General features: G+C 73.8%; 16 protein-coding genes and 1 riboswitch. Of the genes, 10 read left to right on the top strand and 6 right to left on the bottom strand.

Translation table 11 applies throughout. The features are described 5' to 3' along the window. The first annotated feature begins 309 nt into the window (after positions 1-309). The 6 genes from Sfr03f_RS17230 to Sfr03f_RS17205 all read left to right on the top strand — a co-directional run bounded on the left by Sfr03f_RS17230 (position 310) and on the right by Sfr03f_RS17205 (position 13,066). Positions 310-2,016, top strand: a complete 1,707-nt coding sequence (locus tag Sfr03f_RS17230; RefSeq protein ID WP_108954758.1) for a glycerol-3-phosphate dehydrogenase/oxidase — start codon at positions 310-312, stop codon at positions 2,014-2,016. Positions 2,017-2,198: 182 nt separating this feature from the next. Beyond that, the gene (locus tag Sfr03f_RS17225) at positions 2,199-4,187 is read left to right on the top strand and encodes a serine/threonine-protein kinase (protein WP_108954757.1); all 1,989 of its coding nucleotides are present in this window, start codon (positions 2,199-2,201) and stop codon (positions 4,185-4,187) included. Positions 4,188-4,348: 161 nt separating this feature from the next. Then, positions 4,349-7,360 carry a serine/threonine kinase C-terminal domain-containing protein gene (locus tag Sfr03f_RS17220; protein WP_108955053.1) on the top strand — a complete coding sequence of 1,004 codons (3,012 nt, stop codon included), beginning with the start codon at positions 4,349-4,351 and terminating at the stop codon, positions 7,358-7,360. Positions 7,361-7,430: 70 nt separating this feature from the next. Further along, the gene (locus Sfr03f_RS17215) at positions 7,431-9,146 is read left to right on the top strand and encodes a serine/threonine-protein kinase (RefSeq protein ID WP_108954756.1); all 1,716 of its coding nucleotides are present in this window, start codon (positions 7,431-7,433) and stop codon (positions 9,144-9,146) included. A 161-nt stretch (positions 9,147-9,307) separates the two neighbouring features. Further along, positions 9,308-10,942 carry a succinic semialdehyde dehydrogenase gene (locus tag Sfr03f_RS17210; RefSeq protein ID WP_108954755.1) on the top strand — a complete coding sequence of 545 codons (1,635 nt, stop codon included), beginning with the start codon at positions 9,308-9,310 and terminating at the stop codon, positions 10,940-10,942. Between the two features lie 174 nt (positions 10,943-11,116). Next, positions 11,117-13,066, top strand: coding sequence for a GMC oxidoreductase (locus Sfr03f_RS17205; RefSeq protein ID WP_108954754.1), 1,950 nt, complete (start codon positions 11,117-11,119; stop codon positions 13,064-13,066). A gap of 592 nt (positions 13,067-13,658) precedes the next feature. Here Sfr03f_RS17205 and Sfr03f_RS17200 read toward each other — a convergent pair. The 3 genes from Sfr03f_RS17200 to Sfr03f_RS17190 form a co-directional block, all read right to left on the bottom strand. Further along, positions 13,659-14,009 (bottom strand): chorismate mutase, encoded by a 351-nt coding sequence (locus Sfr03f_RS17200; RefSeq protein ID WP_108954753.1) that lies wholly within the window; start codon positions 14,007-14,009, stop codon positions 13,659-13,661. A 283-nt stretch (positions 14,010-14,292) separates the two neighbouring features. Continuing rightward, on the bottom strand, positions 14,293-14,604 hold the full coding sequence (locus tag Sfr03f_RS31700; protein ID WP_308216770.1) for a hypothetical protein: 312 nt from the start codon (positions 14,602-14,604) through the stop codon (positions 14,293-14,295). Continuing rightward, positions 14,591-16,051 (bottom strand): PspC domain-containing protein, encoded by a 1,461-nt coding sequence (locus tag Sfr03f_RS17190; RefSeq protein WP_108954752.1) that lies wholly within the window; start codon positions 16,049-16,051, stop codon positions 14,591-14,593. The genes Sfr03f_RS31700 and Sfr03f_RS17190 overlap by 14 nt, the downstream gene beginning before the upstream one ends. Before the next feature lie 178 nt (positions 16,052-16,229). On the opposite strand from Sfr03f_RS17190, the gene Sfr03f_RS17185 reads away from it, so the two are divergent. Together Sfr03f_RS17185 and Sfr03f_RS17180 are read left to right on the top strand one after the other, a co-directional pair. Next, complete coding sequence (locus Sfr03f_RS17185; protein ID WP_108954751.1) at positions 16,230-17,564, top strand: ATP-binding protein; 1,335 nt, start codon at positions 16,230-16,232, stop codon at positions 17,562-17,564. Beyond that, positions 17,561-18,313 (top strand): LuxR C-terminal-related transcriptional regulator, encoded by a 753-nt coding sequence (locus tag Sfr03f_RS17180; RefSeq protein ID WP_108954750.1) that lies wholly within the window; start codon positions 17,561-17,563, stop codon positions 18,311-18,313. The genes Sfr03f_RS17185 and Sfr03f_RS17180 overlap by 4 nt, the downstream gene beginning before the upstream one ends. 18 nt (positions 18,314-18,331) lie before the next feature. Here Sfr03f_RS17180 and Sfr03f_RS17175 read toward each other — a convergent pair whose 3' ends face one another. Next, positions 18,332-19,441 carry a C40 family peptidase gene (locus tag Sfr03f_RS17175; RefSeq protein ID WP_108954749.1) on the bottom strand — a complete coding sequence of 370 codons (1,110 nt, stop codon included), beginning with the start codon at positions 19,439-19,441 and terminating at the stop codon, positions 18,332-18,334. A gap of 376 nt (positions 19,442-19,817) precedes the next feature. Between Sfr03f_RS17175 and Sfr03f_RS17170 the strand changes: the two genes are divergently transcribed. Further along, positions 19,818-20,171 carry a hypothetical protein gene (locus Sfr03f_RS17170; protein WP_108954748.1) on the top strand — a complete coding sequence of 118 codons (354 nt, stop codon included), beginning with the start codon at positions 19,818-19,820 and terminating at the stop codon, positions 20,169-20,171. Positions 20,172-20,281: 110 nt separating this feature from the next. Here the strand turns inward: Sfr03f_RS17170 and Sfr03f_RS17165 are convergent, their stop codons facing one another. After that, a complete protein-coding gene (locus Sfr03f_RS17165) occupies positions 20,282-21,442 on the bottom strand; it encodes a C40 family peptidase (protein WP_108954747.1) in 1,161 nt (386 codons plus the stop codon). Between the two features lie 7 nt (positions 21,443-21,449). Then, positions 21,450-21,609, bottom strand: a riboswitch (cyclic di-AMP (ydaO/yuaA leader). Between the two features lie 368 nt (positions 21,610-21,977). After that, positions 21,978-23,261 carry a hypothetical protein gene (locus tag Sfr03f_RS17160; protein ID WP_108954746.1) on the bottom strand — a complete coding sequence of 428 codons (1,284 nt, stop codon included), beginning with the start codon at positions 23,259-23,261 and terminating at the stop codon, positions 21,978-21,980. Positions 23,262-23,597: 336 nt separating this feature from the next. On the opposite strand from Sfr03f_RS17160, the gene Sfr03f_RS17155 reads away from it, so the two are divergent. After that, on the top strand, positions 23,598-24,083 hold the full coding sequence (locus Sfr03f_RS17155) for a pyridoxamine 5'-phosphate oxidase family protein (protein ID WP_108954745.1): 486 nt from the start codon (positions 23,598-23,600) through the stop codon (positions 24,081-24,083). Positions 24,084-24,187 lie beyond the last annotated feature (104 nt).

Genomic DNA, 24,187 nt, shown 5'->3' with positions numbered 1-24,187 from the left:
CGCCACCCGGGAGATCCCTCCGGCCGGTCGGGACCAACGGTTCGGGGGACATCGCCCGGGATGAGCGCACTGTCAGACTAGGAGTAAATATGACCGTTATGCGGGATTGTGGATGCCGCGCGCGTGTTGATCACGCGGATCAGCCTCAGGAGTGATGGGCCGTCGGTGACGTGCGGCGATGCCGGGAAGGTTGTCCACAGGCCGGGGACGGGTGGTGGCCGATCCGGGGCGGGGCGGTGAGAATCGATCAGCACGGGTGACCCACCCAGTTCGACCGGCAGCAACACGACCACAGCGTGGGAGGCAGCGGTGAGGACAGCGACACTCGGGCCGGAGCAGCGTGACGGATCCCTGGCGGCCCTGGCCGAACGGGAGCTGGACGTCCTGGTCGTCGGGGGCGGAGTGGTCGGGGCCGGCACCGCGCTGGACGCGGCCACCCGCGGGCTGGTGACGGGCCTGGTCGAGGCGCGGGACTGGGCCTCGGGCACCTCCAGCCGCTCCAGCAAGCTCGTCCACGGCGGGCTGCGCTACCTGGAGATGCTGGACTTCGCCCTGGTCAGGGAGGCTCTGAAGGAACGCGGCCTGCTCCTGGAGCGGCTGGCGCCCCACCTGGTCAAGCCGGTGCCCTTCCTCTATCCGCTCCAGCACAAGGCCTGGGAGCGCGCCTACGCGGGCACGGGCGTGGCGCTCTACGACGTCATGTCCCTGGCCCGCGGCCACGGCAGGGGCCTGCCCGGCCACCGTCACCTGACCCGCCGTCACGCGCTGCGCGTCGCGCCCTGCCTGCGCAAGGACGCGCTGACCGGCGCCCTGCAGTACTACGACGCGCAGATGGACGACGCGCGCTACGTCGCCACGCTGGTGCGCACGGCCGCCGCCTACGGTGCCCAGGTCGCCAACCGGACGCGGGTGACCGGCTTCCTCCGCGAGGGCGAGCGGGTGGTGGGCGCCCGCGTGACGGACCTGGAGGGCGGCGGCGAGTACGAGATCCGCGCCCAGCAGATCGTCAACGCCACCGGCGTCTGGACGGACGACACCCAGGCGATGGTCGGTGAGCGCGGCCAGTTCCACGTCAAGGCGTCCAAGGGCATCCACCTGGTCGTCCCCAAGGACCGCATCCACTCCGCGACGGGGCTGATCCTGCGGACGGAGAAGTCCGTGCTCTTCGTCATCCCCTGGGGCCGGCACTGGATCGTGGGCACCACCGACACCGAGTGGAACCTGGACAAGGCGCACCCGGCCGCCTCCAGCGCCGACATCGACTACCTCCTGGAGCACGTCAACTCGGTGCTGTCGGTGCCGCTCACCCGTGACGACGTGGAGGGCGTCTACGCCGGTCTGCGGCCGCTGCTGGCCGGGGAGTCGGAGGCCACCAGCAAGCTGTCGCGGGAGCACACGGTGGCCCACCCGGTGCCGGGCCTCGTGGTGGTCGCCGGCGGCAAGTACACGACGTACCGGGTGATGGCCAAGGACGCCGTCGACGCCGCGGTGCACGGGCTGGACCGCAGGGTCGCGCCCTGCGTCACCGAGGAGATCCCCCTGGTGGGCGCCGAGGGCTACCGGGCGCTGTGGAACGCCCGGGCGCGGATCGCGGCCCGCACCGGCCTGCACGTGGTGCGGGTGGAACACCTGCTGAACCGCTACGGCTCGCTGGCCGAGGAGGTGCTGGACCTGATCGCCCAGGACCCGTCGCTGGGCGCCCCGCTGGGCGGCGCCGACGACTACCTGCGGGCCGAGGTGGTCTACGCGGTCACCCACGAGGGGGCGCTGCACCTCGACGACGTGATGACCCGGCGGACGCGCATCTCCATCGAGACCTTCGACCGGGGCACCCGCAGCGCGCGGGAGGCCGCGGAGCTGATGGCGCCGGTCCTCGGCTGGGACGAGGAGAAGAAGGAACGGGAGATCGAGTACTACGAGAAGCGGGTGGAGGCCGAGCGGGAGTCGCAGCGGCAGCCGGACGACCTCACGGCCGACGCGGCACGGCTCGGAGCCCCCGACATCGTCCACTCCTGAGCGGGAACCGCGCCCCCGCGAAGGAGAGTGGAGGGGGTGGGCGGGTGTGCGGGTAGACGTGTCGTGGCAGCCCGTCATCGGGCAAGCACGGCACACCGGTTCACCGGGCACCCGGCGACCCGCCCGCTTGTCGGGTAAGGGACAATGGAGGCTCTGTCAGGGCGGGTTGCATGAGGGGACGCATGTCGGAGACGGAGCGGGCGGGGACACCTCGTCAGGACAGGACCGGACGTCTCCTCGCCGGTCGTTACCGGCTGGAGTCGGTCGTCGGCCGAGGCGGCATGGGCACGGTCTGGCGGGCCAAGGACGAGACGCTGGGCCGGACGGTCGCAGTCAAGGAACTACGGTTCCCGGTCAGCATCGACGACGACGAGAAGCGCAGGCTGATCACCCGCACCCTGCGCGAGGCCAAGGCGATCGCGCGCATCCGCAACACCAGCGCGGTGACGGTCTACGACGTGGTCGACGAGGACGACCGCCCGTGGATCGTCATGGAGATGGTCGACGGCAAGTCCCTCGCCGAGGTGATCCGCGAGGACGGCACGCTCAACCCCCGCCGCGCCGCCGAGGTGGGGCTCGCCGTCCTCGACGTGCTGCGCTCCGCGCACCGGGAGGGCATCCTGCACCGTGACGTGAAGCCGTCCAACGTGCTGATGTCCGAGGACGGCCGGGTGGTCCTCACCGACTTCGGCATCGCCCAGATCGAGGGCGACCCCTCGCTCACCTCCACCGGCATGCTGGTCGGCGCGCCCTCCTACATCTCCCCCGAGCGAGCCCGCGGCCACAAGCCGGGGCCCGCCGCCGACCTGTGGTCCCTGGGCGGTCTGCTGTACGCCGCGGTCGAGGGGGTGCCGCCCTACGACAAGGGCTCCGCCATCGCCACGCTCACCGCGGTGATGACCGAGCCGGTCGACGAGCCGCGCCACGCCGGGCCGCTGCGCGAGGTCATCCTCGGCCTGCTGGAGAAGGACCCCGCCAAGCGGATCGACGACGCCAAGGCACGGGAGCTGCTCGGCGCGGTGCTGTCCCGGACGTCGGCCGAGGCGGAGTCCACCCCCGTGGACGCCGTGCGGACCGTCCCGCTGCCCGAGGAGCGCAAGGGCTCCGCCGCGCTGCCCGTCACCGGCACCACGCCGCGGCCCGCCTCCGGACCGGGCGCGAAGTCCGCCGCGGCCGGGGCTGCGGCGGCGGGAGCTGCCGCCGGCGCCGCGTCCACGCCGACCGACACACCCGTCGCGTCGTCCGCGTCCGGCGCTTCGGCCTCGTCACCGGCCTCGTCCTCGGCCTCGTCGTCGGCCGGCACGCAGGCCGGCTCCCCGGGCGCCCGGTCGGGCTGGCCCCTGCTGAGCACGCCCTCCGACATGCCTGAGCGGCCCGCCCCGTCGCGCCCCGTGAAGCCCCGCAGCTCGCTGGGCGACGTGTTCTCCCGGCAGACGGTGCTGGTCGCCGTCGCCGTGGTGGCCGCCCTCGTGCTGCTGATCGCCGTGCTCGTCAACACGCTCGGCGGAGACTCGGAGGAGCCCGGCAAGGGGGGCGTGACCGCCGGCGGCGAGCCCGAACCGGGCGGGAAGAAGAGCGGATCCGCCGACGCCTCCGACGAGCCCGGCGACAACGCCTCCTCCGCGGGCTCCGCCGACGACGGCAAGAAGGACGACAAGACCGACAAGGACGGCAAGGCCGACGACAAGGGCGGCGAGGACAAGGGCAAGGGCTCCGGCAAGAGCGACGACGGCCTCCTCAGGACCACCACCTACCGGTCGGCGCAGGGCTACACGGTCGGCCTCCCCTCCGGCTGGCGCTACCGCTCCACCTCCCCGGCCGGCGACCGCTTCGCCGGCCCCGACGGCCAGCAGCTGCTGATCGGCTGGACCAGCACCCCCAAGGACGACGCGGTCGCCGACTGGAAGCAGCTGGAGAAGTCCATGGTGCGCGACCAGTACCGGCGGATCCGGATAGAGGGGGTGGACTACCGCGGCTGGGAGGCCGCCGACTGGGAGTTCACCTACGTCGACGGCAACGGCACCAAGCAGCGCACCGTCGACCGCGGCTTCGTGCCGAGTCCCACCCAGGGCTACGCGCTCATGTACACGACGCCGGCCGCCGACTGGGACGGCGAGCTGCGCAAGAAGACCTGGGCCACCCTGACCAGCACCTTCAAGCCGAAGTCCTGACAGCGTCGTGCCGTGGCATGGCCGGATGTCGCATCCGAGCGGCATGTGTCGGCCATGGCACGTATCGTGAACCAGCGCGGACCGTACGCATACGGCAGAACGGCCGGAACGCGGCGCACACCGAACGGATGTGACCGGCCGGGCGGAGCGGGGAGGGTGTGGTGGACGACTACGCGGGACGGATACTCGCCGATCGCTATCGCCTGCCCGTGCACCCGTCCGGCGAGGACCGCTACGACCTCGCCGAGAGCCTGGCGTTCGACACGTACAGCGGGCAGGAGGTGCGGGTCCGCCAGATCCCGCTGCCCGAGGTCGTCGAGGCCGAGGTGCTCGACGCGGACGGCCTGCCCGAGGGGTTCAGCGCGGCCCACGGGCGCGGCGGCCGCGAGGGCGGGGAGCCTGCCGAGCCGGCGGTGCGGCGCGCCCTGGAGGCCGCCCGGGAGGCGGCCCGGCTCGCCGACCATCCCCGGCTCGACCAGGTCTACGACGTGTTCGCCGAGGGCGGCTCGCTCTGGGTGGTCGGCGAGGCGGTGCCCGGCCGTCCGCTCGGCGACCTGCTCGCCGAGCGGACGCTGACGCCGTACCGGGCCGCCGAGGTCGCCGCCGACCTGCTGATGGCGATCCGGGTGCTGCACGGCCACGGCTGGGTGCACCGCAACATCACGCCGCGCACCGTCATGGTCGGCGACGACGGACGGGTGGTGCTCACCGGTCTCGCCGCCGGCGCCGCCGAGGAGGCGCTGTGCGGGTACGACCCCGTCCCGCCGGAGACGCCGCCGCTGGACGCCCCCGAACCGCCCGGCGCGGAGCCGGAGACCCTCGGGGCCGACGCCGGCGGCCCGGCCGGCGCGCCGGCGCCGCGGTACGGCCCGGCCGGCGCCGGGCCCGGGACCTACCGCGCCGACGCGTACGGCTCCGAGGCCGCGGCCGCCCGGGGGGACGGCTCCGATGCCCGGGAGTACGGCGGTGAGGCCTTCGCTACCGAGACGTACGGCGGCGAGGACTTCGGTAGCGAGACGTACGGCTCCGAGGACTTCGGTAGCGAGACGTACGGCTCGGAGACGTACGGCACCGAGACGTACGGCACCGAGGCGTACGGTGCCGGGCCCCGGGCTCGGGGCACGGAGATCGAGGGGTCGGTGTCCGCCGGTGCGCTTCCTGCCGCCGGTCCGCCCGCCCCCTCGCCCTCCTCCGACGGCTGGGCCCCCGCCCCGGTCGCGCCCTACTGGCCAGCACCGGCCGGCTCCGGGCCGAACGGCGAGCCGGGAAGCGGAGCCCGGGCGGGCTCGGCCGCCGCCTACCGGGACGGTGTCCGCGCGGCCGCCGCCCGGGCGGAGGAGGCCCGCGCCGCCCAGCGGGAGGCCGTCCGGGACCGCGGCGGCGACCGTCCGGCGCTGCCGGGTGCGCGCACGCCGGTCGAGGGGGTGCCCGCCCCGCAGGAGCAGGCCAACCCGCCCGGCCGGATCGCGGACCCCTACGGCGTCCAGGGGCGCCCCTCCTGGCACGGAGCGACCCCCCGCAGCGGCGGGCCCGCGGCGTGGCCGGCCTCTCCGGACTCCCCGCCCTCCGCCGAGCCGGGGTCCCGCCCGGCCGTCGCGCCGGTGCCGCTGCAGGCCCGGCAGCCCCTGCCCGCCCCGGCTCCCCTGCCGCCCGCGGCACCACTGCCCGCGCCCGCGTCCCCGCCGGAGCTCGCGCCCCCGTCCGGGTCCGCGCCGGAACTCGCGTCCGGGGCCGCGCCCTCGTCCGGAGGGCCGGTGTCCGCGTCCGGGCCGGGGGCGCCGTCCGCGTCCCCGGTGACGCCCGCGCCCTCGGCTCCGCGCCGGGGGCCGGCGACCCCGCTCGCCGCCGAGCGCGCCCGGCAGGCGCGGATGACGGTGGTCGGCGCGGTCACCGAGCGGTGGGCGCCCGAGCAGGCCCACCCGGTCCACGACCACTGGCAGCTGGCCGCGCCCGTCGGCCCCGCGACGGACCTGTGGGCGCTGGGCGCGCTGCTGTTCCGCGCCGTCCAGGGACACGCCCCGTACCCCGAGGACTCCACCGCCGAGCTGGTGCAGCTGGTGTGCTCCGAACCCCCCGCGTTCGCCGAGGAGTGCGGGCCGCTGCGGCCAGTCGTGGAGTCGCTGCTGCGTCAGGACCCGACCGACCGGCCCGACATCGAGGAGCTGGGCGGCTGGCTGCGCTCCCTGGTGCGGTCCGCGCCCGAACCGGACGCGGGCGCGCACCTGGTCGCGCTGCCGCCGGCCGACCCGGAGCGCCTGCCGATGGTGCGCCGCAAGGGCGAGCTGGTGCGCCGCCGCCGTGACGCCCGGCGGGACGCCCGCCGTGACGCGGCGTCGTCGCGCGCCCGGCACCGCCGCGCGGGGGCGGACCGGACGGCCCGCACCGCGCGCGCGGACCGCGTCGACCTCATGGACCGCGTCGACCGTCTGGAGCCGCGGGACCACGAGCGTTCGCCGCGCAAGCTCGGGCGGACGCTGCTGACCCTGGTCCTGCTCCTGCTGGCCGGCGCGGTCGCCTACGCGATGTTCTTCATGCCCAAGGCCGGGGAGCAGGCGGGCGGTCAGGACCGCTCCGGCAACTCCTTCCCCGCCGGCACGACGCCGACCGAGGACGCCGGCGACTCCGGGGAGGCCGAGGAGCCCGCCGGGAAGCCCACCCCGTCCGCGTCCCCGTCGAAGAAGCCTCCGGCCGAACCCTCCGGCGACACCGGCGGCGAGGTGGCGGAGGGCTTCACCCTGCGCAAGGACCCCGAGGGCTTCCGGGTCGCCGTGGCGAGCGGCTGGCAGCGCACCCCCCGCAACGGGCAGGGCCAGGTGGTGTACTCCAGGGGCGACTTCCGGCTGATCGTGGTGCCGGGCAGGGACAGCGCCGAGCAGTACGGCCGCGACCCCCAGGTCTACCAGCAGGAGCACGAACCGGAGCTGCAGCCCTACCGCGACTCCACCTGGGCCGGCTCCGGCGGGCTGCGCCGCATCGAGGTGGGCGGGAAGGTCATGGCCGAGGGCGAGTTCACCTGGACCGACGACCGGGGCCGCAAGCTCTTCGTGCGCAACCTGGCGATCCTCGACGGCGGCCGCTACCACGTGGTGCAACTGCGCGGTCCCGAGGCGGAGAAGGACCAGGTGACCCGGCTCTTCGAGCAGGCCTCCGGGACCTACGAGTACGTCGGCTGACGGTCACGGCTGTGTGACCACTGCCCGCGGGCGGTGGCCCCGCGGGGGCGCGGCGCGATAGGGATGTGTCATGAGCAGCAACGGGGGAGCCGGCAACCGGCCCGAGGAACCGACCAGCTACGCCCTGCGGCCGCCCGCGCCCCGGGCGGCCGGAGAGCCGCAGTCGCCGTACGCGGCCGGTCAGCACCTGCCGCATCCCGCGGACCGGCAGGCCGGGGCCCACGGGCAGGTTCCGCCGCACCCGCCGCACGCCCAGCCCCATCCGCAGACGCCCACCCGGGCCCTCCCGCAGCAGTCCGGCGCCCAGGAACCCGGCGCGGGCCGCCTGATCGCCGGCCGGTACCGGCTGCTCGCCCGCCTCGGCCACGGCGGCATGGGCACCGTCTGGCGGGCCACGGACGAGACGGTGGGCCGCGAGGTCGCGGTCAAGGAACCCCGCGTCCCGGACCACATCCCCGCCGCCGAGCAGGAGAAGCTGTACACCCGGATGCGGCGCGAGGCGACCACCGCCGCCCGCACCGACCATCCCGCCGTGGTCAACGTCCACGACGTGGCGCTGGTCGACGGCCGGCCGTGGATCGTGATGGAGCTGGTGCGCGGCCGCTCCCTGGGCGACGTCCTGCGGGAGGGCACCCTCGGCGCCACCGAGGCGGCCCGGATCGGTCTCGAGGTGCTGGGCGCGCTGGAGGCCGTGCACACGGCGCGGATCCTGCACCGGGACGTCAAGCCGGAGAACGTGCTGCTGGGCAATCACAACCGGGTCGTGCTCACCGACTTCGGCATAGCCCAGGCCGAGGGCGACACCAGCCTCACCGACACCGGCGCCTTCGTCGGCTCCCCCGAGTACGTCGCTCCCGAGCGGGTGCTGGGGCAGCGCCCGGGGGAGGCCTCGGACCTGTGGTCGCTGGGCGTGGTGCTCTACGCGGCGACCCAGGGCGTCTCGCCGTTCCGCCGCAGCAACGTCCCGGCCACCCTGCAGGCCGTCCTCAACGCCGAGCCGCCCGCGCCCGCCGGTGTCCCCGGCCCGCTCGCCGAGGTGATCACCGGGCTGCTGCGCAAGGACCCCGCCCACCGGCTCGACCACGCCGGAGCGCGCCGGCTGCTGGAGGCCGCGCTGCGTCCCCCGGCGCCGCCCGCCCCGCCGCGTCCCGCGTCGCCGCGCGCCGGTGGCGTGTGGGTGCCGCGCAAGGTGCTGTTCGGCGCGGTGGCCGCCGTGCTGGCGGCTGCGCTGGCGACCTGGCTGGTGATCGCGGACCCGTTCGGCGGGAGCGTGCCGGACGACTGGAAGCCGCACCGGGAGAAGGCCCTCGGCCTGACCGTCAGCGTCCCCGACGCCTACCAGGTGAGCCGGCCCGACGAGGACGACGACGAGGAGTGGGTGAGGTACGCCGACCCCAGCGACGTCATCTGGGTGGAGGTCGAGCGGTACTCCCGCGAGAACACCCTCCCGGAGGTCGCCGAGAGCCCGCAGGCCCAGATGTACGCGGAGAACGAGCGGTTCCGGAAGTCCGGCGAGTACGACCTCGAGATGCCGGAGAAGGCGAAGACCCGGCCCTCGCCCAACCTGGAGCACCAGGGACGTCCCGCCGCCGAGAACACCGTGCGGTTCACCACCTCGGAGTCCCAGGACTCGCTCCCGGTCGAGCTGCGGATCTTCTACTACGAGAACAGCGAGCGGCAGATGTACCGGGTCGTGATCCGTTACCCGAGCGAGGGTGACGTCACCGCGCGCGGCAAGGAAGTGGCGCAGCAGGTGATCGAGGCCCTGCAGTTCGACCAGGCCTGACGAGCCAGGACGGCCGAAAAGGGTTCCACGGACGCGTCTCCCGTCACACAACCCCTGATCAGCGCTTTTGTGCCAGCGATCACTGGCAGGATGTGATCACCACGTGAAGGGGGGTTACCGATGGGTACCCAAAGTGTTTCGGCCGTCATACCCTGCGCCTCATGACGGACACGCAGGCCTCGCAGGCAGCGGTAACAGACCACAACGGCGTCGGAGTCAATCCGGTGGCCGCCGCCCCGCCCGGCGCGCGCGCCGTCGGGGACGCGGTCACGCCGGAGCTGGTGGCCCGGCTGACCAAGGGCGTGACGGGCTCCGGCCGGACGTACAACCACAGCCCGCTCACCGGTGCCCGGCTCGCCGAGCTGCCGGAATCCTCCGTGGCGGAGGTCGAGGAGGCGTTCGCCCGGGCCCGCGTGGCCCAGAAGGCCTGGGCCGCCGTCCCCGTGCGGCGCCGGGCCGCCGTCCTGCTGCGCTTCCACGACCTGGTGCTCCAGCGGCAGAGCGAGATCCTCGACATCGTCCAGGCCGAGACCGGCAAGGCCCGCCTGCACGCCCACGAGGAGCTGCAGGCCGTCGCCATGGCCGCCCGCCACTACGGACGCAAGGCGCCCGCCTACCTGGCCCCCAAGGGCCACCTGGGAGCGGTGCCGCTGCTCACCAAGGTCGAGGAGCTGCGCCACCCTCGTGGAGTGATCGGCCAGATCGCCCCGTGGAACTACCCGCTGGAGCTGTCCGTCGGCGACGCGTTGCCCGCGTTCGCGGCGGGCAACGCCGTGGTGATGAAGCCGGACACCGAGACCGCGCTGACCGCCCTGTGGGCGCGCGAGGTGCTGATCGAGGCGGGGCTGCCCGCCGACGTCTGGCAGGTCGTCCTCGGCGAGGGCCCCGTGGTCGGCCCCGAGGTGGTGCGGCACGCCGACTACGTCTCGTTCACCGGGTCCACCCGCACCGGCCGTGAGGTGGCCGAGCGCGCCGCCGCCCGCCTGGTCGGCGTCTCGCTGGAGCTCGGCGGCAAGAACGCCATGCTGGTCATGGAGGACGCCGACCTCGACAAGGCCGCCGAGGGCGCCGTCCGCGCCTGCTTCTCCACCGCCGGCCAGCTCTGCATCTCCATCGAGCGGCTGTTCGTCCACGAGGCGGTGGCCGAGGCCTTCCTGGAGCGGTTCGTCGCGCGCACCCGGGCGGTGCGGCTGGGCAACTTCATCGGTTACGGCGCCGACATGGGCTGCCTCGTCAGCGAACGCCAGCTGGAGACCGTCACCCGGCACGTCGAGGACGCGGTCGCCAAGGGAGCCCGGGTGCTCACCGGCGGCGTCGCCCGGCCGGACGTCGGCCCCTACTTCTACGAGCCGACCGTCCTGGACGGAGTCGAGACCCCCATGGCGGTCTGCTCGGAGGAGACCTTCGGCCCGGTGGTCTCCGTCTACCGCTTCAGCGACCTCGACGAGGCCGTCGAGCGGATCAACGGCACCGAGTACGGGCTCAACTCCTCGGTCTGGTCCAAGGACACCCGCCGCGCCCGGCACATCGCGGCCCGGCTGCAGACCGGCACCGTCAACATCAACGAGGGCTTCGCACCGGCCTACGGAAGCGCCCGGTCGCCGATGGGCGGCATGAAGGACTCCGGCCTCGGCCGCCGCCACGGCTCCGAGGGCATCCTCAAGTACACCGAGGCGCAGACCGTCGCCGTGCAGCGCGTGATGCCGCTCGCGCCGTCGTTCGGCCTGAGCGACGAGCAGTACGCGAACGTGCTCAACGTCGGCCTGAAGCTGATGAAGGCCTTCCGCTTCCGCTGACCCCCGCACCGGGCGGGGCCGCGTCCCCGGACCACAGGCCCCGCCCCTCGCGCCCGGCAGCCGTACCCACCGCCGACCCGGTTCATGAGCGACCCGGTTCATGAGCGACCCGGTTCGTGACCGACCCGGTTCGTGACCCCTCCCGGTCAACCGTTCTCAGTAAGGAGCGCGCACGTGTCGCAGGAGAACGCCTCGCAGGACAAGACCGCCGGCCGTCCCGACACCCCCGAGGGCCGGCCGCCCTACGACTACGACGTGATCGTCGTCGGCTCCGGCTTCGGCGGCTCGGTCACCGCGCTCCGCCTCACCGAGAAGGGGTACCGCGTCGGCGTCCTGGAGGCGGGCCGCCGCTGGACCCGGGACTCGCTGCCCAGGAACTCCTGGGACCTCAAGAAGTTCCTGTGGGCCCCCAAGCTGGGCATGTACGGCATCCAGCGCATCCACCTGCTCGGCAACGTGATGGTGCTGGCCGGCGCGGGCGTGGGCGGCGGGTCGCTGAACTACGCCAACACCCTTTACGTGCCGCCGACACCCTTCTTCGAGGACCCCCAGTGGAAGGACATCACGGACTGGCAGGAGGAGCTGACGCCGTACTACGACCAGGCGCGGCGCATGCTCGGTGTCCGGCTCAACCCCACCATGACCCCCTCCGACGTCCACCTGAAGGCGACCGCCGAGCGGATGGGTGTGGGCGACAGCTTCCACCTCGCCCCGGTGGGCGTGTTCTTCGGCGACGGCGAGGACGCCGACGGCAGCGTCACCGCACGGCCGGGCCAGGAGGCCGCCGACCCGTACTTCGGCGGGGTCGGCCCCGCCCGCAAGGCCTGCACCGAGTGCGGCGAGTGCATGACGGGCTGCCGCCACGGGGCCAAGAACACCCTCAACGAGAACTACCTCTACCTCGCCGAGAAGGCCGGGGCGAGCGTGCACCCCATGACCACCGTGCGGTCGGTCACCGAGGACGGCCACGGCGGCTTCGTCGTCGACACGATCGGCACCGACCGCAAGCGGGTCGGCCGGGGACGCGTCCTGCGCTCCCGCCAGGTCGTGATCGCCGCCGGCACCTACGGCACCCAGACGCTGCTGCACCGCATGAAGGAGGGCGGGCAGCTTCCGCGCATCTCCGGCAAGCTCGGCATGCTCACCCGCACCAACTCCGAGGCGCTGGTGGGAGCACAGACCGACGACCGGCGCTACCACCGGGTCAGCGGGCAGGCGAAGGCGGACTTCACCAAGGGCGTCGCCATCACCTCGTCGATCCACCCCGACGCGAACACCCACATCGAGCCGGTCCGCTACGGCAAGGGCTCCAACGCCATGGGCGCCCTCACCGTCCTCCAGGTGCCGTACGCCGCGAAGGGAACCGGCGCCGCGCGGGTGCTGGGCTGGCTGGGCAACTCGCTCCGCCACCCCTTGCTGACCCTGCGGTCGCTGTCCAACCGGCGCTGGTCGGAGCGGACCATCATCGGCCTGGTCATGCAGTCGCTCGACAACTCGCTCACCACCCACCTCAAGGGCAAGGGACTGGGCAAGGGCCTGCTGACCGCCCGGCAGGGCCACGGGGCGCCCAACCCCAAGCAGATCAAGGCGGCGGTGGAGGCGGCCTCCCTGCTGTCGGAGGAGATCAACGGCTTCGCCGGCAGCAACATCGGCGAACTCACCGGCATGCCGCTGACCGCGCACTTCCTCGGCGGCTGCCCCATCGGCGACTCACCGGACACCGGCGTCATCGACCCCTACCACCGGCTGTACGGACACCCCGGGATCTCGGTGGTCGACGGCTCGGCGGTCTCCGCCAACCTGGGCGTCAACCCGTCGCTGACCATCACGGCACAAGCGGAGCGGGCGATGTCGTTCTGGCCCAACAAGGGCGAGGACGATCCGCGGCCGGCGCAGGGCCAGGCGTACCAGCGGCTGTCCGCGGTGCCGCCGCGGACCCCGGTGGTGCCGGAGAAGGCCTTCGCCGCGCTGAAGCTGCCGTTCCTCGGCATGCCTGCGGTGCCGCCGAAGGCGGACGCCCCGACGCCCGAGGTCACCATGCCGAAGCCCGCCGCCCCGGCGGACCCGGACCTGGAGCCGGCCGACGCACCGGCTGCGGTGGAGGCGGCGGGAAGCACCGAATAGCGACGGTTCGCGCGGCGGCTGTCGTGCGGGTGGAGCCGTACGAGGCGTAGGCGTACCAACCGCCTGAGCTGTCCGCGCCGTCCTGCTGCGGCTCCGCAGCACAACCCTTGGACAGGGGGTTGGACAGGGGGCTGGACAGGGGCCGTGGGTGGCGGCCCCGTCGGCCGGCTCCGGGCGTCCCCGGAGCCGGCCGTTTTGTTGGGTGACCGGGCTGCTGTCCCCTGCCGTCCGGTCACGACCCTGCAGCGACGGTCCCACGGCGGACGGCATGGTGATCCGTACGCCTCGTCGCTCCAGCAAGCCACGCGTGGTTTTCTCGGGAGCCGTGCCTGGCCGGCACGGACAACCGGATAAACGAAGCGCGCGGGCGGACGGTCACGGTCCCGGACGGGTGACGGTGGACGGTGGACGGAGTGGTGGCGCGGACGGGAGCGGTTCACCGCGGGCGGGGCACCCGGGGGGCGACGGCGGTGGCGGTCCGGGGCTGCCCCGCCCTGGCCGTCGTGAGGCGGGCGCGGGTGTGGGGGTGGGTGTGCGTGCGGCGCGGGTGCGGCGCGGCGCGGGCGTGGGGTGGGTGCGGACGCGCGGCCGTTCAGACGCGGCCGCGGCAGAGCTCGAGGATGGTCATCGCCAGGGACGTGCCCGGGCGGCCCACCGCGTCGCGGTAGCGGGAGAGGACCTCCATCTCGCGTGACAGGTTCACCCGCCGTCCGCCCGCGGAGATCCGGGTCTGCTGGATGACGGCGGACACGGCCATGCGTTCCTGCAGCAGCCCCAGGATGTGGTCGTCCAACGCGTCGATCCGCGACCGGGCGTCGGCGATGACTGCGGCCGGGTCGACCGCGGGGACGTCGGCCGGGACGACGGCCGTGGCGGACGCCGGGCTGTCCGCCGAAGCGGTCGACGGGCCGGACGTGCGCGTGGTGGTGGAATTGATGCTCATCGGGGTCTCCTCCGTCTGATGCGGTGAGGCCCCGGCGCCGGTCGGGTCCGGGAAACGACAGGCGCCCCGGGCCTTGCCGGCCCGGGGCGCCTGGGAAGTCGCTCTGCGGTTATCCGCGGTGAGCAACACGACCATGGCAGCCGGCGGGCCGGGTGCCATAGGTAAACGCGAAGCTCGAGTATGCGGACATGTGGCAAGTATGGACCGTGGACCCGGGACGCCTCCACCGGGGTTCGCATCGTGAGACCCACAGCTCACCGGAGCTCGGCCGCGCCTGCCCCGCTCAGCCGATCAGGTGGGCGCCCCCGCCCCGGCCGTCACCGGCACCGCGGCTCTCCCCGCTGACGCCGTGCCGACCGCCGTCACCGTCGCCGTGCTGACCGCCATCGCCGTGGGCGTCCCGGCGTGCGCCACGGATGAGGTGGGCGGTGAGCCCTGCCACGGCGGCGAAGAAGAACCCGGCGGCGACCAGGGGGATCGCCACGAACCACGCCACCTCCCACTCCCCGGCCGCGTCACCCGTGTAGAGCACTCCGGCGGTGACCAGGACCAGGCCCGATATGCAACGCCCCGGCTGGAACTCATGACGCCACACGGGTCACCTCCGCACTCCCGGCGCCGACCTCGAGCCACAGGTCGAGCGTCCCGGCTTCTCCGTCGCTCCGGCGGTTGCCGTTCCCGTTGCCGCCCTGGTCGGTGCCCTTGCCGATGCCGGTGCCGCTCGGCTCCGCGCCACTCACCGCGGGCAGCGTGTACTCCTCGAGCAGCCCGCCTCCAAGACCGGTGTCCTTACCGGCGGCCGCCGGCGAGCGGATGTCGCCCACACCCACCTCGACCCTCGCCCGGACCGTCACGTCGTCCGGGACGACCACCTCCAGGCGCCCGGCACCCAGCTCCACCCGGACCGGTACCGTCCGCCCGTCCTTCACCGGCACGTCCGTCAGGTCGAGCCGGGCCAGTCCCGCACCCAGCTGGTAGCCCTCGCGGGCCTCGGCAGCGGTCCGGGGCTGCCACTCCACGCGTATCCAGTCCGCGTCGGCGTTCGGCGGCAGGGCGGCGGTCACCGTGAGCAGGCCGGCGGTGACCAGGCTCCAGAAGAACGTGCCCGCGCCCGTCCGGCCCAGGAAGGAACTGACCACCGTGCCTGTGCCGAAGACGAGCAGAGCGCAGGCCAGGCCCTGCTGCAGGGCGGTCACCGGCGGAACCCCGGACCAGGAAAGGCCGGCGGTCAGGGAACCCGCCACCACGGCCAGCAGGAACGTGATCCCCCCGAGCGAGCGGGGACGAAGCGTGCCGCGGCCACGGCCAGGCCCTTCCTTGGCACGTGCGGTGCCGTCCTCGGTGACGGCGGTGGCCGCGGCGCTGCGGGAGACGGCGAACGCCGCCGCGAGGTCGCGGTCGGAGGCGTTCCCCAGGTCACCGGGACCCCAGAGGTAGCCCGTGCCCCCTACGTAGGTGCCGTCCTTGACGATCGGTTCGCGCCACCAGGAGGGGAGCGAAGCCGCGACCGGGGGAGCCTGCGCCTCCGGCGGGGCGTCCGCGGCCGCCTGGGCGGCCAGCGGGTCCGGCCCGGGGGCGGTCCTGCGGCGGGACCAGTAGCCCGCCCCGGCCAGCAGCAGGGAGAGCACCGCGCCGAAGGTCAGCACGCCGCCGTTGCCGAGCATGGAGAGGAACACCCCGCAGCCCACCAGGGCGAACAGCACGGAGGCCAGTGCGGGGCCGTCCACCCGCCCGGTGAGCAGGCGGCGGATCTCGTTCTCCTCCTCGTCCTCGTAGGGGACGAGGAGCCAGGCGAAGCCGTAGAAGGCCAGACCGATCCCGCCGGTCGCCGAGAGCACCGCGAGGGTGATCCGGAAGATCACCGGATCCATGTCGCACTGCCGGCCAAGGCCCGCGCAGACGCCGCCCAGCATCTTGTGGCGGCGGTCCCGGCGCAGCGGCCGCGGCTCCTGCTCGGGTGGCCCGGCATCGGTCGCGGACGCACCGGAACGCCGCTCCGCGTCCGGGGACGCGGCTGCCGGCGAGTGGTGGTGATCCGTCATGTGTTCATGGTGACGGGCGGGACGGCTTCACGGGAGCGGGAACGACCCTGGGGAAACCCTGAAATCGCCCCCGGACAGGTGCAGGGGGAACTGTTCGAGGCGCGCCGTGGACCGGATCAGGGACGTCTCGGGGGTGGACCCTGATGACCCTGGGGGCGTGCCGTGTGACGATCAGTGCATGCCGGAAGCCGCAGCAGTACTCGACGAACCGCGGCCGCCGCGCAAGCTCTACCGCAGCGGCGACGGACGCTGGCTCGGGGGCGTGGCGCGGGGGCTCGCCGGGCACCTCGGGCTGCCCGTGGCCTGGGTCCGCCTGATCTTCGTGGGTCTGTTCGTGGCGCAGGGGATGGGCGCGCTGCTGTACGCCGCCTTCTGGTTCTTCGTGCCGCTGGGCGTCGGCGGAGTCGGCGGAGTCGGCGGCGTCGGCGGTTCGGGGGCGACGGACGTCAGGGGAGGCGCTGGCAGCGGGAAGCAGCAGGGCGCGGCAGGGCCGGGACCCTCCTCGCCCCGCCGTCTGGCCCCGCGGAAGCCCGACCGGGGCCAGCTGGTCGCGCTGCTCCTGATGGTCGTGGTCGCCCTGATCTTCGTGGGCAGCGTGGACCTGGGCGGCGCCCGGGCCTATCTGTGGCCCGCGGTGCTGGTCGGCGCCGGCGTCGCCCTGGTGTGGCGGCAGGCGGACAACGCGCGGCGGGCCCGCTGGATGGAGGTGGGCCGCCGTCGGCGGACGGTGACGCTCGCTCGCGCCGCGGCCGGTGTCCTGCTGGTGACGGCGGGCGTCTCGGGGATGTTCGTGCTGCAGGGGTCGGCCGCCCACCTCGGCTCGGTGCTGCAGGCCGCGCTGGCCGTCCTGGTCGGGGTGGCGCTGCTCGCCGGTCCCTATCTGGTGCGGATGACGCAGGACCTCTCCGCGGAGCGCCTCATGCGCATCCGGGCCCAGGAGCGCGCCGAGGTGGCGGCCCACGTCCACGACTCGGTGCTGCACACCCTGACGCTGATCCAGCGCCACGCCGACAGGCCCGGCGAGGTCCGTCGGCTGGCCCGCGCCCAGGAGCGTGAGCTGCGCGCCTGGCTGTACCGGCCGGAGGGATCGGGCAAGGACGAGGAGGCGGAGCCCGAGACGCTCGCCGAGGCGGTCCGGGGCACCGCCGCGGAGGTGGAGGACAACCACGGGGTTCCGCTGGAGGTCGTGGTCGTCGGTGACTGCCCGCTCGACGAGAAACTGGGTGCGCAGATCCAGGCCGCCCGGGAAGCCATGGTGAACGCCGCCAAGTACGGTGGCGACGGCGGACCCGTTCAGGTCTACGCCGAGGTGGAGGGGAGGACGGTCTTCGTGTCCGTCCGCGACCGAGGCCCCGGCTTCGACCTCGACGCGATACCCGCCGACCGGATGGGCGTCCGGGAGTCGATCATCGGCCGCATGGAACGCAACGGCGGAACGGCCCGGGTCCGGGCCGCGCCCGACGGGGGCACCGAGGTCGAGCTGGAGATGGAGAGGGCGGAGAAGACGTCATGAGCGAGGCGACCGGAGCCACCGGAGCAGAGGGCACGGCCGACGAGGCGGCGAGTGCCGGCGGGGAGCCCGGCGGCACGCCGGGCGCCGGGCGCCGGGTGAGGGTCGTGCTCGTCGACGACCACCGCATGTTCCGCACGGGGGTGCGCGCCGAGATCGGCGAGACGGCGCGCACCGGTGTGGAGGTGGTGGGCGAGGCCGCCGACGTCGACCAGGCCGTCGAGGTGATCACCGCCACCCGGCCGGAGGTGGTCCTGCTCGACGTCCACCTGCCGGGTGGCGGCGGTGTCGAGGTGCTGCGCCGGTGTGCGGGGCTGGCGGCCGACGCCGAGCGTCCGGTGCGGTTCCTCGCCCTGTCCGTCTCCGATGCCGCGGAGGACGTCATCGGTGTGATCCGCGGCGGCGCCCGCGGCTACGTCACCAAGGCGATCACCGGATCCGACCTGATCGCCTCCATCTTCCGGGTCCAGGAGGGCGACGCCGTCTTCTCGCCCCGGCTGGCCGGCTTCGTCCTCGACGCCTTCGCCTCGACGGACGCCCCGCCGGTCGACGAGGACCTGGACCGCCTCACCCAGCGGGAGCGGGAGGTGCTGCGGCTGATCGCCCGCGGGTACGCCTACAAGGAGATCGCCAAGCAGCTGTTCATCTCGGTGAAGACCGTTGAGTCCCACGTGTCGGCGGTGCTGCGCAAGCTGCAGTTGTCCAACCGGCACGAGCTGACCCGCTGGGCCACGGCACGTCGGCTGGTGTGAGGCCGGGCCGACCGGCCCTCACACCACCCGGGTCGCTCCCGCGAACGGCATCTCGTCGACGGGGGCGACACGCACCGGGGCCGACGGGTTGGGGGCGTGGATCATCTTGCCGTTGCCGATGTACATGCCCACGTGGGTGACGCCCGGGTAGAAGAACACCAGGTCTCCGGGGCGGAGCTGGGACCGGGTGACGCGCTGTCCGGCGCCGATCTGCGCGTAGGTGGTGCGCGGGAGGGAGATGCCCGCGGACCGGTAGGCGGCCTGGACGAGGCCGGAGCAGTCGAAGGCGTTGGGGCCGGTGGCGCCCCAGACGTACGGGCTGCCGAGCTTGCGCTGGGCGTAGGCGACGGCCGCGGCCGCGCGCGAGGTGGGCGCGGCGATCCTGCCGCCCGAGCCGCCCGGGTTCTGCCGGCCGGCGGCACCGGGACCGTTCCCGTTCTGCCGGGACGGACTTTCGGCAGCCCCGCCCCCGGTACCGTCCCCGGCCCCGGTCCGGGCGGCCAGGCGCCGGCGCTCCTCGGCGGTGAGCTGGGAGAGCAGGCGGCGGGCCTTCGCCAGCTTCGCGGTGACGGTCCTCTTGTGCCGTTCCGCCCGTTCCTGCTGGTCCTGCAGTTCCTCCAGCTCGGTCCGGGCCTCCTCGCGCACCTCGTCCAGCTCGCGGATCTGCCGGGAGACGGAGGCGATCTCGGCGGCCTGGAGGGCTCCGGCACGCTCGGCCATGCCGGCGTCCCGCAGGAAGCGGTCCGGGTCCGAGGAGAGCGCCAGCCGCATCGCGGGGCCGAGGCCGTTGCCCGAGCGGTACTGTGCCGCTGCGGCCGACCCCAGTGACGCGCGGGCGGCGTTGAGGTCCTCGGTGCGGCGGGCCGCCTCGTCCTGCAGCTTGTCGACCCGGCGTTCGGCGGCCTGCGTCTTCTCCTTGGCGCCGTTGTACTTCTCGGTGGCCGCCTCGGCCTCGCGGTAGAGCTGGTCGGCCTCCTCGCGCACCTGCTCCGGGGTCGGCTTCGGCGCGGCGTTTCCGACTCCGTCCAGCCCCGCCGACGCGGCCGCTCCCGCGAGGACCGCGGTGAGCAGTGTGCGGGCCCTGCCGCCGCTCCGCTTGTGCTGTGGGGATTTGCGGTGCGCTGCCACGTGGAGTCCATGTCCTTCCGTACGTCCCGCCCCGGGGCGGGACGGTCACGCATCCGGCGGCGACCCGCACAGGGGAGGCAGGCCGCCGCCGGAGCCTTCGATGCGGTGCCCGACGCCGTCCCGGTCAGGACGACGGAGGGGGAGTCGGGCACCTGGGGGAGGACGCTAATCCGGTACGTCACCATCCGGTAACGGTTTGTACGCAGATGAACGCAAAGAGTCACAGCGTCGCGTGAGGTGACGGGTTGTGGTTCGGTCTTGGCGGATCCGTGGGGCGGGATGACCGAATGCATACTTATGAGGCGAATGTGGCGGGCGGGGTGCTACGGGCGGCCCGCCGCCGGAGCCCTCCGAGGCGGTGGCTAGGCTCCCCGCCATGGACGTTCTCCTGCACATCTTCGTCGGTCTTCACATCATCGGAATCGCCGCACTGCTCGGCGGCTTCTTCCACCAGATGAAGGCCATCGGTCAGGGCACCGCCCGCTTCACCCCGGGCATGCTGCACGGTGCCCTCACCATGCTGGTCACCGGCATCGTGCTGGTCGGCCTCAACGAGGCCCAGGGCGGCTCGGTCAACCACATCAAGATCGGCATCAAGCTGCTGCTGCTGATCGTGATTCTCGGCCTGGTCTACGTGAAGCGGGACGAGGAGCGGGTGTCCAAGGGGCAGTTCGCCCTGGTCGGCGCGCTGACCACGGTGAACATCTTCATCGCGGTGCTGTGGACGTGACCCGGCGCCGGTGACGCAGGTACGCGGACGGCCCGCACGCTCCAGGCGTGCGGGCCGTCCGCGTGTGTCCGGGCGATCTCGCCCCGGAGCAGGAGCCGTGCGGCGGCCGGTCAGGCCGGGCGGACGATGCTGTGGATGGAGCCCTCGCCGTCGTAGTAGATCGACTCCTCGCGCACGTACGTGCCGGGCTTGGGGGCGTGGATCATCATGCCCTCACCGGTGTAGATGCCCACGTGGGTGACGTCGTCGTAGAAGAAGACCAGGTCGCCGGGCCGGGCCTCGGAGACCGGGACGGTGGTTCCGGCGTTCACCTGGTCGTAGGTGGTGCGCGGCAGGTCCACGCCGGCGGCCTTCCAGGCTGCCTGGGTGAGGCCGGAGCAGTCGTAGGAGTCCGGGCCGGTCGCGCCCCAGACGTACGGCAGGCCGATCCGCGTCTCGGCGAACGCGACCGCCTTCTGCCCCAGTGAGGTGGAGGCGCCCGTGGTCCCGCCGGAGCCGGTACCCGAGCCGCTGCCGCCGGAGGCGTCCTCGGTCTCCTGCTCGGCGAGTGCCTCCTGGCGGGCCTTCTCCTCGGCCGCCTGCTGCTCGGCCAGCTCCTGGGCCTTCCGGCGGGCCTCCTCCTCCTTCTTCCGCTCGATCTCGGCGAGCCGCGCCTTCTCCTCGGCGGTCAGCTCGGCCAGCAGTTCACGGGCGTCGGTGAGCTTCTTCTGGACGGTCGCCTTGCTGGTGCGCAGCTGGTCCTCGGAGGAGTTGAGGGTCTGCAGGCTCTCGGTGGCCTCCTGCCGCTTCTCGGCGGTGTCCGCCTGCCGCTCCACGTACTCCTCGACGGCCTCCTGCTGGCGGCCGGTCAGCCGGTCCATCAGCTGGGCCTGGTCGAAGTAGTCCTGGGGCGCGTCGGCGAGGAGGAAGGTGGCGGTGTCGGGCAGGGCCGTGCCGGAGCGGTACTGGGCGGCGGCGTACGAACCGAGCTTCTCGCGGGCCTCGTTCAGCTCCTCGGTGCGCTCGGCGACCTCGTCGAGCAGCTTGTCGAGTTCCTTGCGCTGCTTCCTGCTCTGCTCCTTGGCCGAGTTGTACTTCTCGGTGGCGGCCTCGGCCTGCCGGTAGAGGCGGTCGACCTTCTCCTGCACCTCTTCGAGGCCGGGACGGTCCGACGGCGCGGCCTGGGCGGTCTGTGCGAGCAGGGCCACGGAGGTGAGGGCGACGGTCGCCAGTGCGGGGGTGCGTATGCCCGTGAGCAGGCCGGCCGGGCGGGGCTTTCGGTGCGACGCCAAGGCGGCGCCTCCTTCCGTCTCCCGCCTACCGGGTTAGCTGTCGGGTTCGGGCGTGACGTCCGGAAGGATTGCCCTACGGTCCGGCGGGGCGGCCGGACCGATTCACCCCAGGTGGTGCGTGCGGGTCCCCGGCTCCGGCGCGCGGCCGGACTCGGCGGGGGCCGCACGGACCGGCGAGGTTCGCCGGTCGGGATCGGACGGCCCGCGGGCACGTTAGCCAACCTGTGGGCTCCGTGTGAAGGACGGTGTTCGATATGCCCGATACGTTTTCGTGACCTTGAAGTGAGGGTGGCGGTGCGTGACCGGCGTACGGCGTGCGGTCACCGCGCACACGCCGCCGGCACCACACGTCGACGGCACCAGCGGCGGTCGCACCAGGCGGCGGTCACACCACAAGCCGGTCGCACCACACGCCGGTCGCACCGCACGCCGCCGGCACCACAAGCCGGTCACACCACAAGCCGGTCGCACCGCATGCCGCCGGCACCGCACGCCGGTCGCGCCACACGGCCACAGCCCCGCGCGCCGCGCGGTGTCACTCCGTGATGTCGACGACCACCTTGTTGGTCTCCAGCCCCGCGGCGGTCACCACCTGGACCTCGACCCGGCCGGGTTCCACGTCGGCCGGCACCGGGACGGTCAGCACCGTGTCGGACGGGTTGCTGAAGCCGCCCGCGACCGGGACCAGCGGGACGTGGACGTTGACCGCTCCTATCCGGACGACCATCCGCGACAGCCGGTCCGCGCTCTGCGCCCCCGGCGGCACGAAGCCCGCGCCACGGATCTCGATGTCGTCGCCGGTGCGGACCGGACCGTCCAGGTCGCCGGCCTCCCGCGCCCGCACCACCGAGAGGACGACCGGACGGCCGCCCTCCGCGTACTTGCCCGCCAGGTACGTCGCCGCGGACACCAGCACCACCACCGCCAGTCCCCACGGCAGGTCGGGCAGCTGCTCGGGGCGCCGGGCCAGCCGGACGAGGCCGAAGACCAGCGCCACGGCCGAGATCACCACGTACTGGATGTCGGCGAAGCTGCCTCGGCCGGAGTCGTCGGTCAGCAGGTCGGCGGCGCGCGGCCGGTGGGCGCGGACCTTCTGCAGCCGCTGCCCCTGCACCCGCAGGCTCACCACCCGCCGGACCAGCACCGCGATGGCGCAGACCACGGCCAGCACGGTCACCATGCCCGCACCCCGGGCCAGCTCGAGGCCCGCGATCAGCTCGTCGCGCCTGCGGTGCCCGGAGGCGGCGGCCAGCTGACCGGCCAGCGTGAGCACGGCGAAGGCGGTGAACAGCACCCAGGCGGCGGCCACCGCGCGGGAGGTGGACAGGCGGTTGTCCTCACCGATCACCGGGGCGAGCACGCCGCCCTTGTCGCGGTGGTACCAGGAGGCCGCGGACAGCGCGGCACCGGTCAGCAGCGCCGCCAGCAGTCCGGCCGTGCGCGCCGAGGTCCAGCCCGCCCCGATCGCGGTGAGCGCCTGGACCAGCAGGAGCACCACCACCGCACCCCACACCGCGTACAGCGTGGACCGCCACAGCCGGGCCAGCCACGCCTGGCCCTCGGACCGGCTCCGCTCGGCCACCTCGGCGGCGGACTGGGTGAGCTCGTCGGAGACCCACTGCCGCGAGGCGGAGGCCGAGTGGGCGACGGCGGCCGGCAGCCCCTTCCCGGCGGCGAACTCGTCCCGCTGGTGGAGGAAGGCCGCCACGGCCTTCCGGTGCCCCGCACGCGCGCCGTGCGGGCAGTCCCCGCACGTGCAGCCGCCCCCGTGGGCGTCCCTCGCCGCGTCGGCGCCCTGCCTCGCCTCCTGCACCGCCACGCCGTGTCCGCCTTCCCGCACCCGATGGTCCCTACGGCAACTCCGCTGCCAGGTAGGGGAATTGTGCCGTACCGCCCGCCCCGTCCGGTCCCCGGGGCCCGCGTCGGCGCGGTCGTGCACGGGGACCGTGGGCCATGCTTCGGCCTCTTCCTGCACAACCGTCCTGAAGGGCCGCGGGTCTCGGGTAGGACACGAGATTTTCGAGGTGTCCGGAGCGGCCGGTGCCGGTACTCCCACCTGCGGGCGGAGAACCGGCTCGCGGAGGCACAGGGCGGACGGCCCGGTTTCTCGCGAAGCGGGCCGAGCGGCTTCCGGGCGGAGGGCAGACTGACGGGCATGACAGACATCACCGACTGGGCCGCGTTCTCCCAGGCCGAACCCGAACTCGCCGAGGTCGTCGAGGAGCGGTTCGGGGCCTTCACCCACCACGTGCTGGCCACGCTCCGCAAGGACGGATCACCCCGCACCACCGGCATCGAGGTGCGGTTCCTGCACGGGGACCTCTGGCTCGGCATGATGCCGGGCTCGCTGAAGGCGCGGGACCTGCTGCGCGACCCCCGGTTCAACCTGCAGGCCAACCCGGGGCCGGGTGTGGGCATGGGCGGTGGCGACGTGCGGATCGCCGGCCGGGCGGTCCCGGTCGAGGACGGCGAGGCCCGCAGCCGCTACGTCGGCGAGGTCTCCCCGCCCGACCCGGACGGCTTCCACCTGTTCCGCGTCGACCTCACGGAGGTGGTGCGGGTGTCCGTGGAGAACGACGAGTACATGGTCGTGCAGACCTGGAAGCCCGGGGAGCCGCTCCGCAGCGTGCGCCGGACGTGACCGAACGGACCTGATCCGTGGACGGGCGCCAGGACGCCGGACACGGCGAAGGGGCGCCGCCCGGAAGACCGGACGGCGCCCCTTCGTCACGCGGCGGTGTCACG

Origin of the sequence: Streptomyces fragilis, assembly GCF_003112515.1 — a bacterium.
Classification (GTDB): Bacteria; Actinomycetota; Actinomycetes; order Streptomycetales; family Streptomycetaceae; genus Streptomyces; species Streptomyces fragilis.
Note: the sequence above shows the minus strand (reverse complement) of the source record. Positions and strands in the feature narration are given on the sequence as shown.

Coding starts and splice junctions, on each gene's coding strand:
- Sfr03f_RS17225 (WP_108954757.1), top strand. CDS start 2,199: ATGTCGGAGACGGAGCGGGCGGGGACACCTCGTCAGGACAGGACCGGA.
- Sfr03f_RS17215 (WP_108954756.1), top strand. CDS start 7,431: ATGAGCAGCAACGGGGGAGCCGGCAACCGGCCCGAGGAACCGACCAGC.
- Sfr03f_RS17210 (WP_108954755.1), top strand. CDS start 9,308: ATGACGGACACGCAGGCCTCGCAGGCAGCGGTAACAGACCACAACGGC.
- Sfr03f_RS17200 (WP_108954753.1), bottom strand. CDS start 14,009: ATGAGCATCAATTCCACCACCACGCGCACGTCCGGCCCGTCGACCGCT.
- Sfr03f_RS17190 (WP_108954752.1), bottom strand. CDS start 16,051: ATGACGGATCACCACCACTCGCCGGCAGCCGCGTCCCCGGACGCGGAG.
- Sfr03f_RS17185 (WP_108954751.1), top strand. CDS start 16,230: ATGCCGGAAGCCGCAGCAGTACTCGACGAACCGCGGCCGCCGCGCAAG.
- Sfr03f_RS17180 (WP_108954750.1), top strand. CDS start 17,561: ATGAGCGAGGCGACCGGAGCCACCGGAGCAGAGGGCACGGCCGACGAG.
- Sfr03f_RS17170 (WP_108954748.1), top strand. CDS start 19,818: ATGGACGTTCTCCTGCACATCTTCGTCGGTCTTCACATCATCGGAATC.
- Sfr03f_RS17155 (WP_108954745.1), top strand. CDS start 23,598: ATGACAGACATCACCGACTGGGCCGCGTTCTCCCAGGCCGAACCCGAA.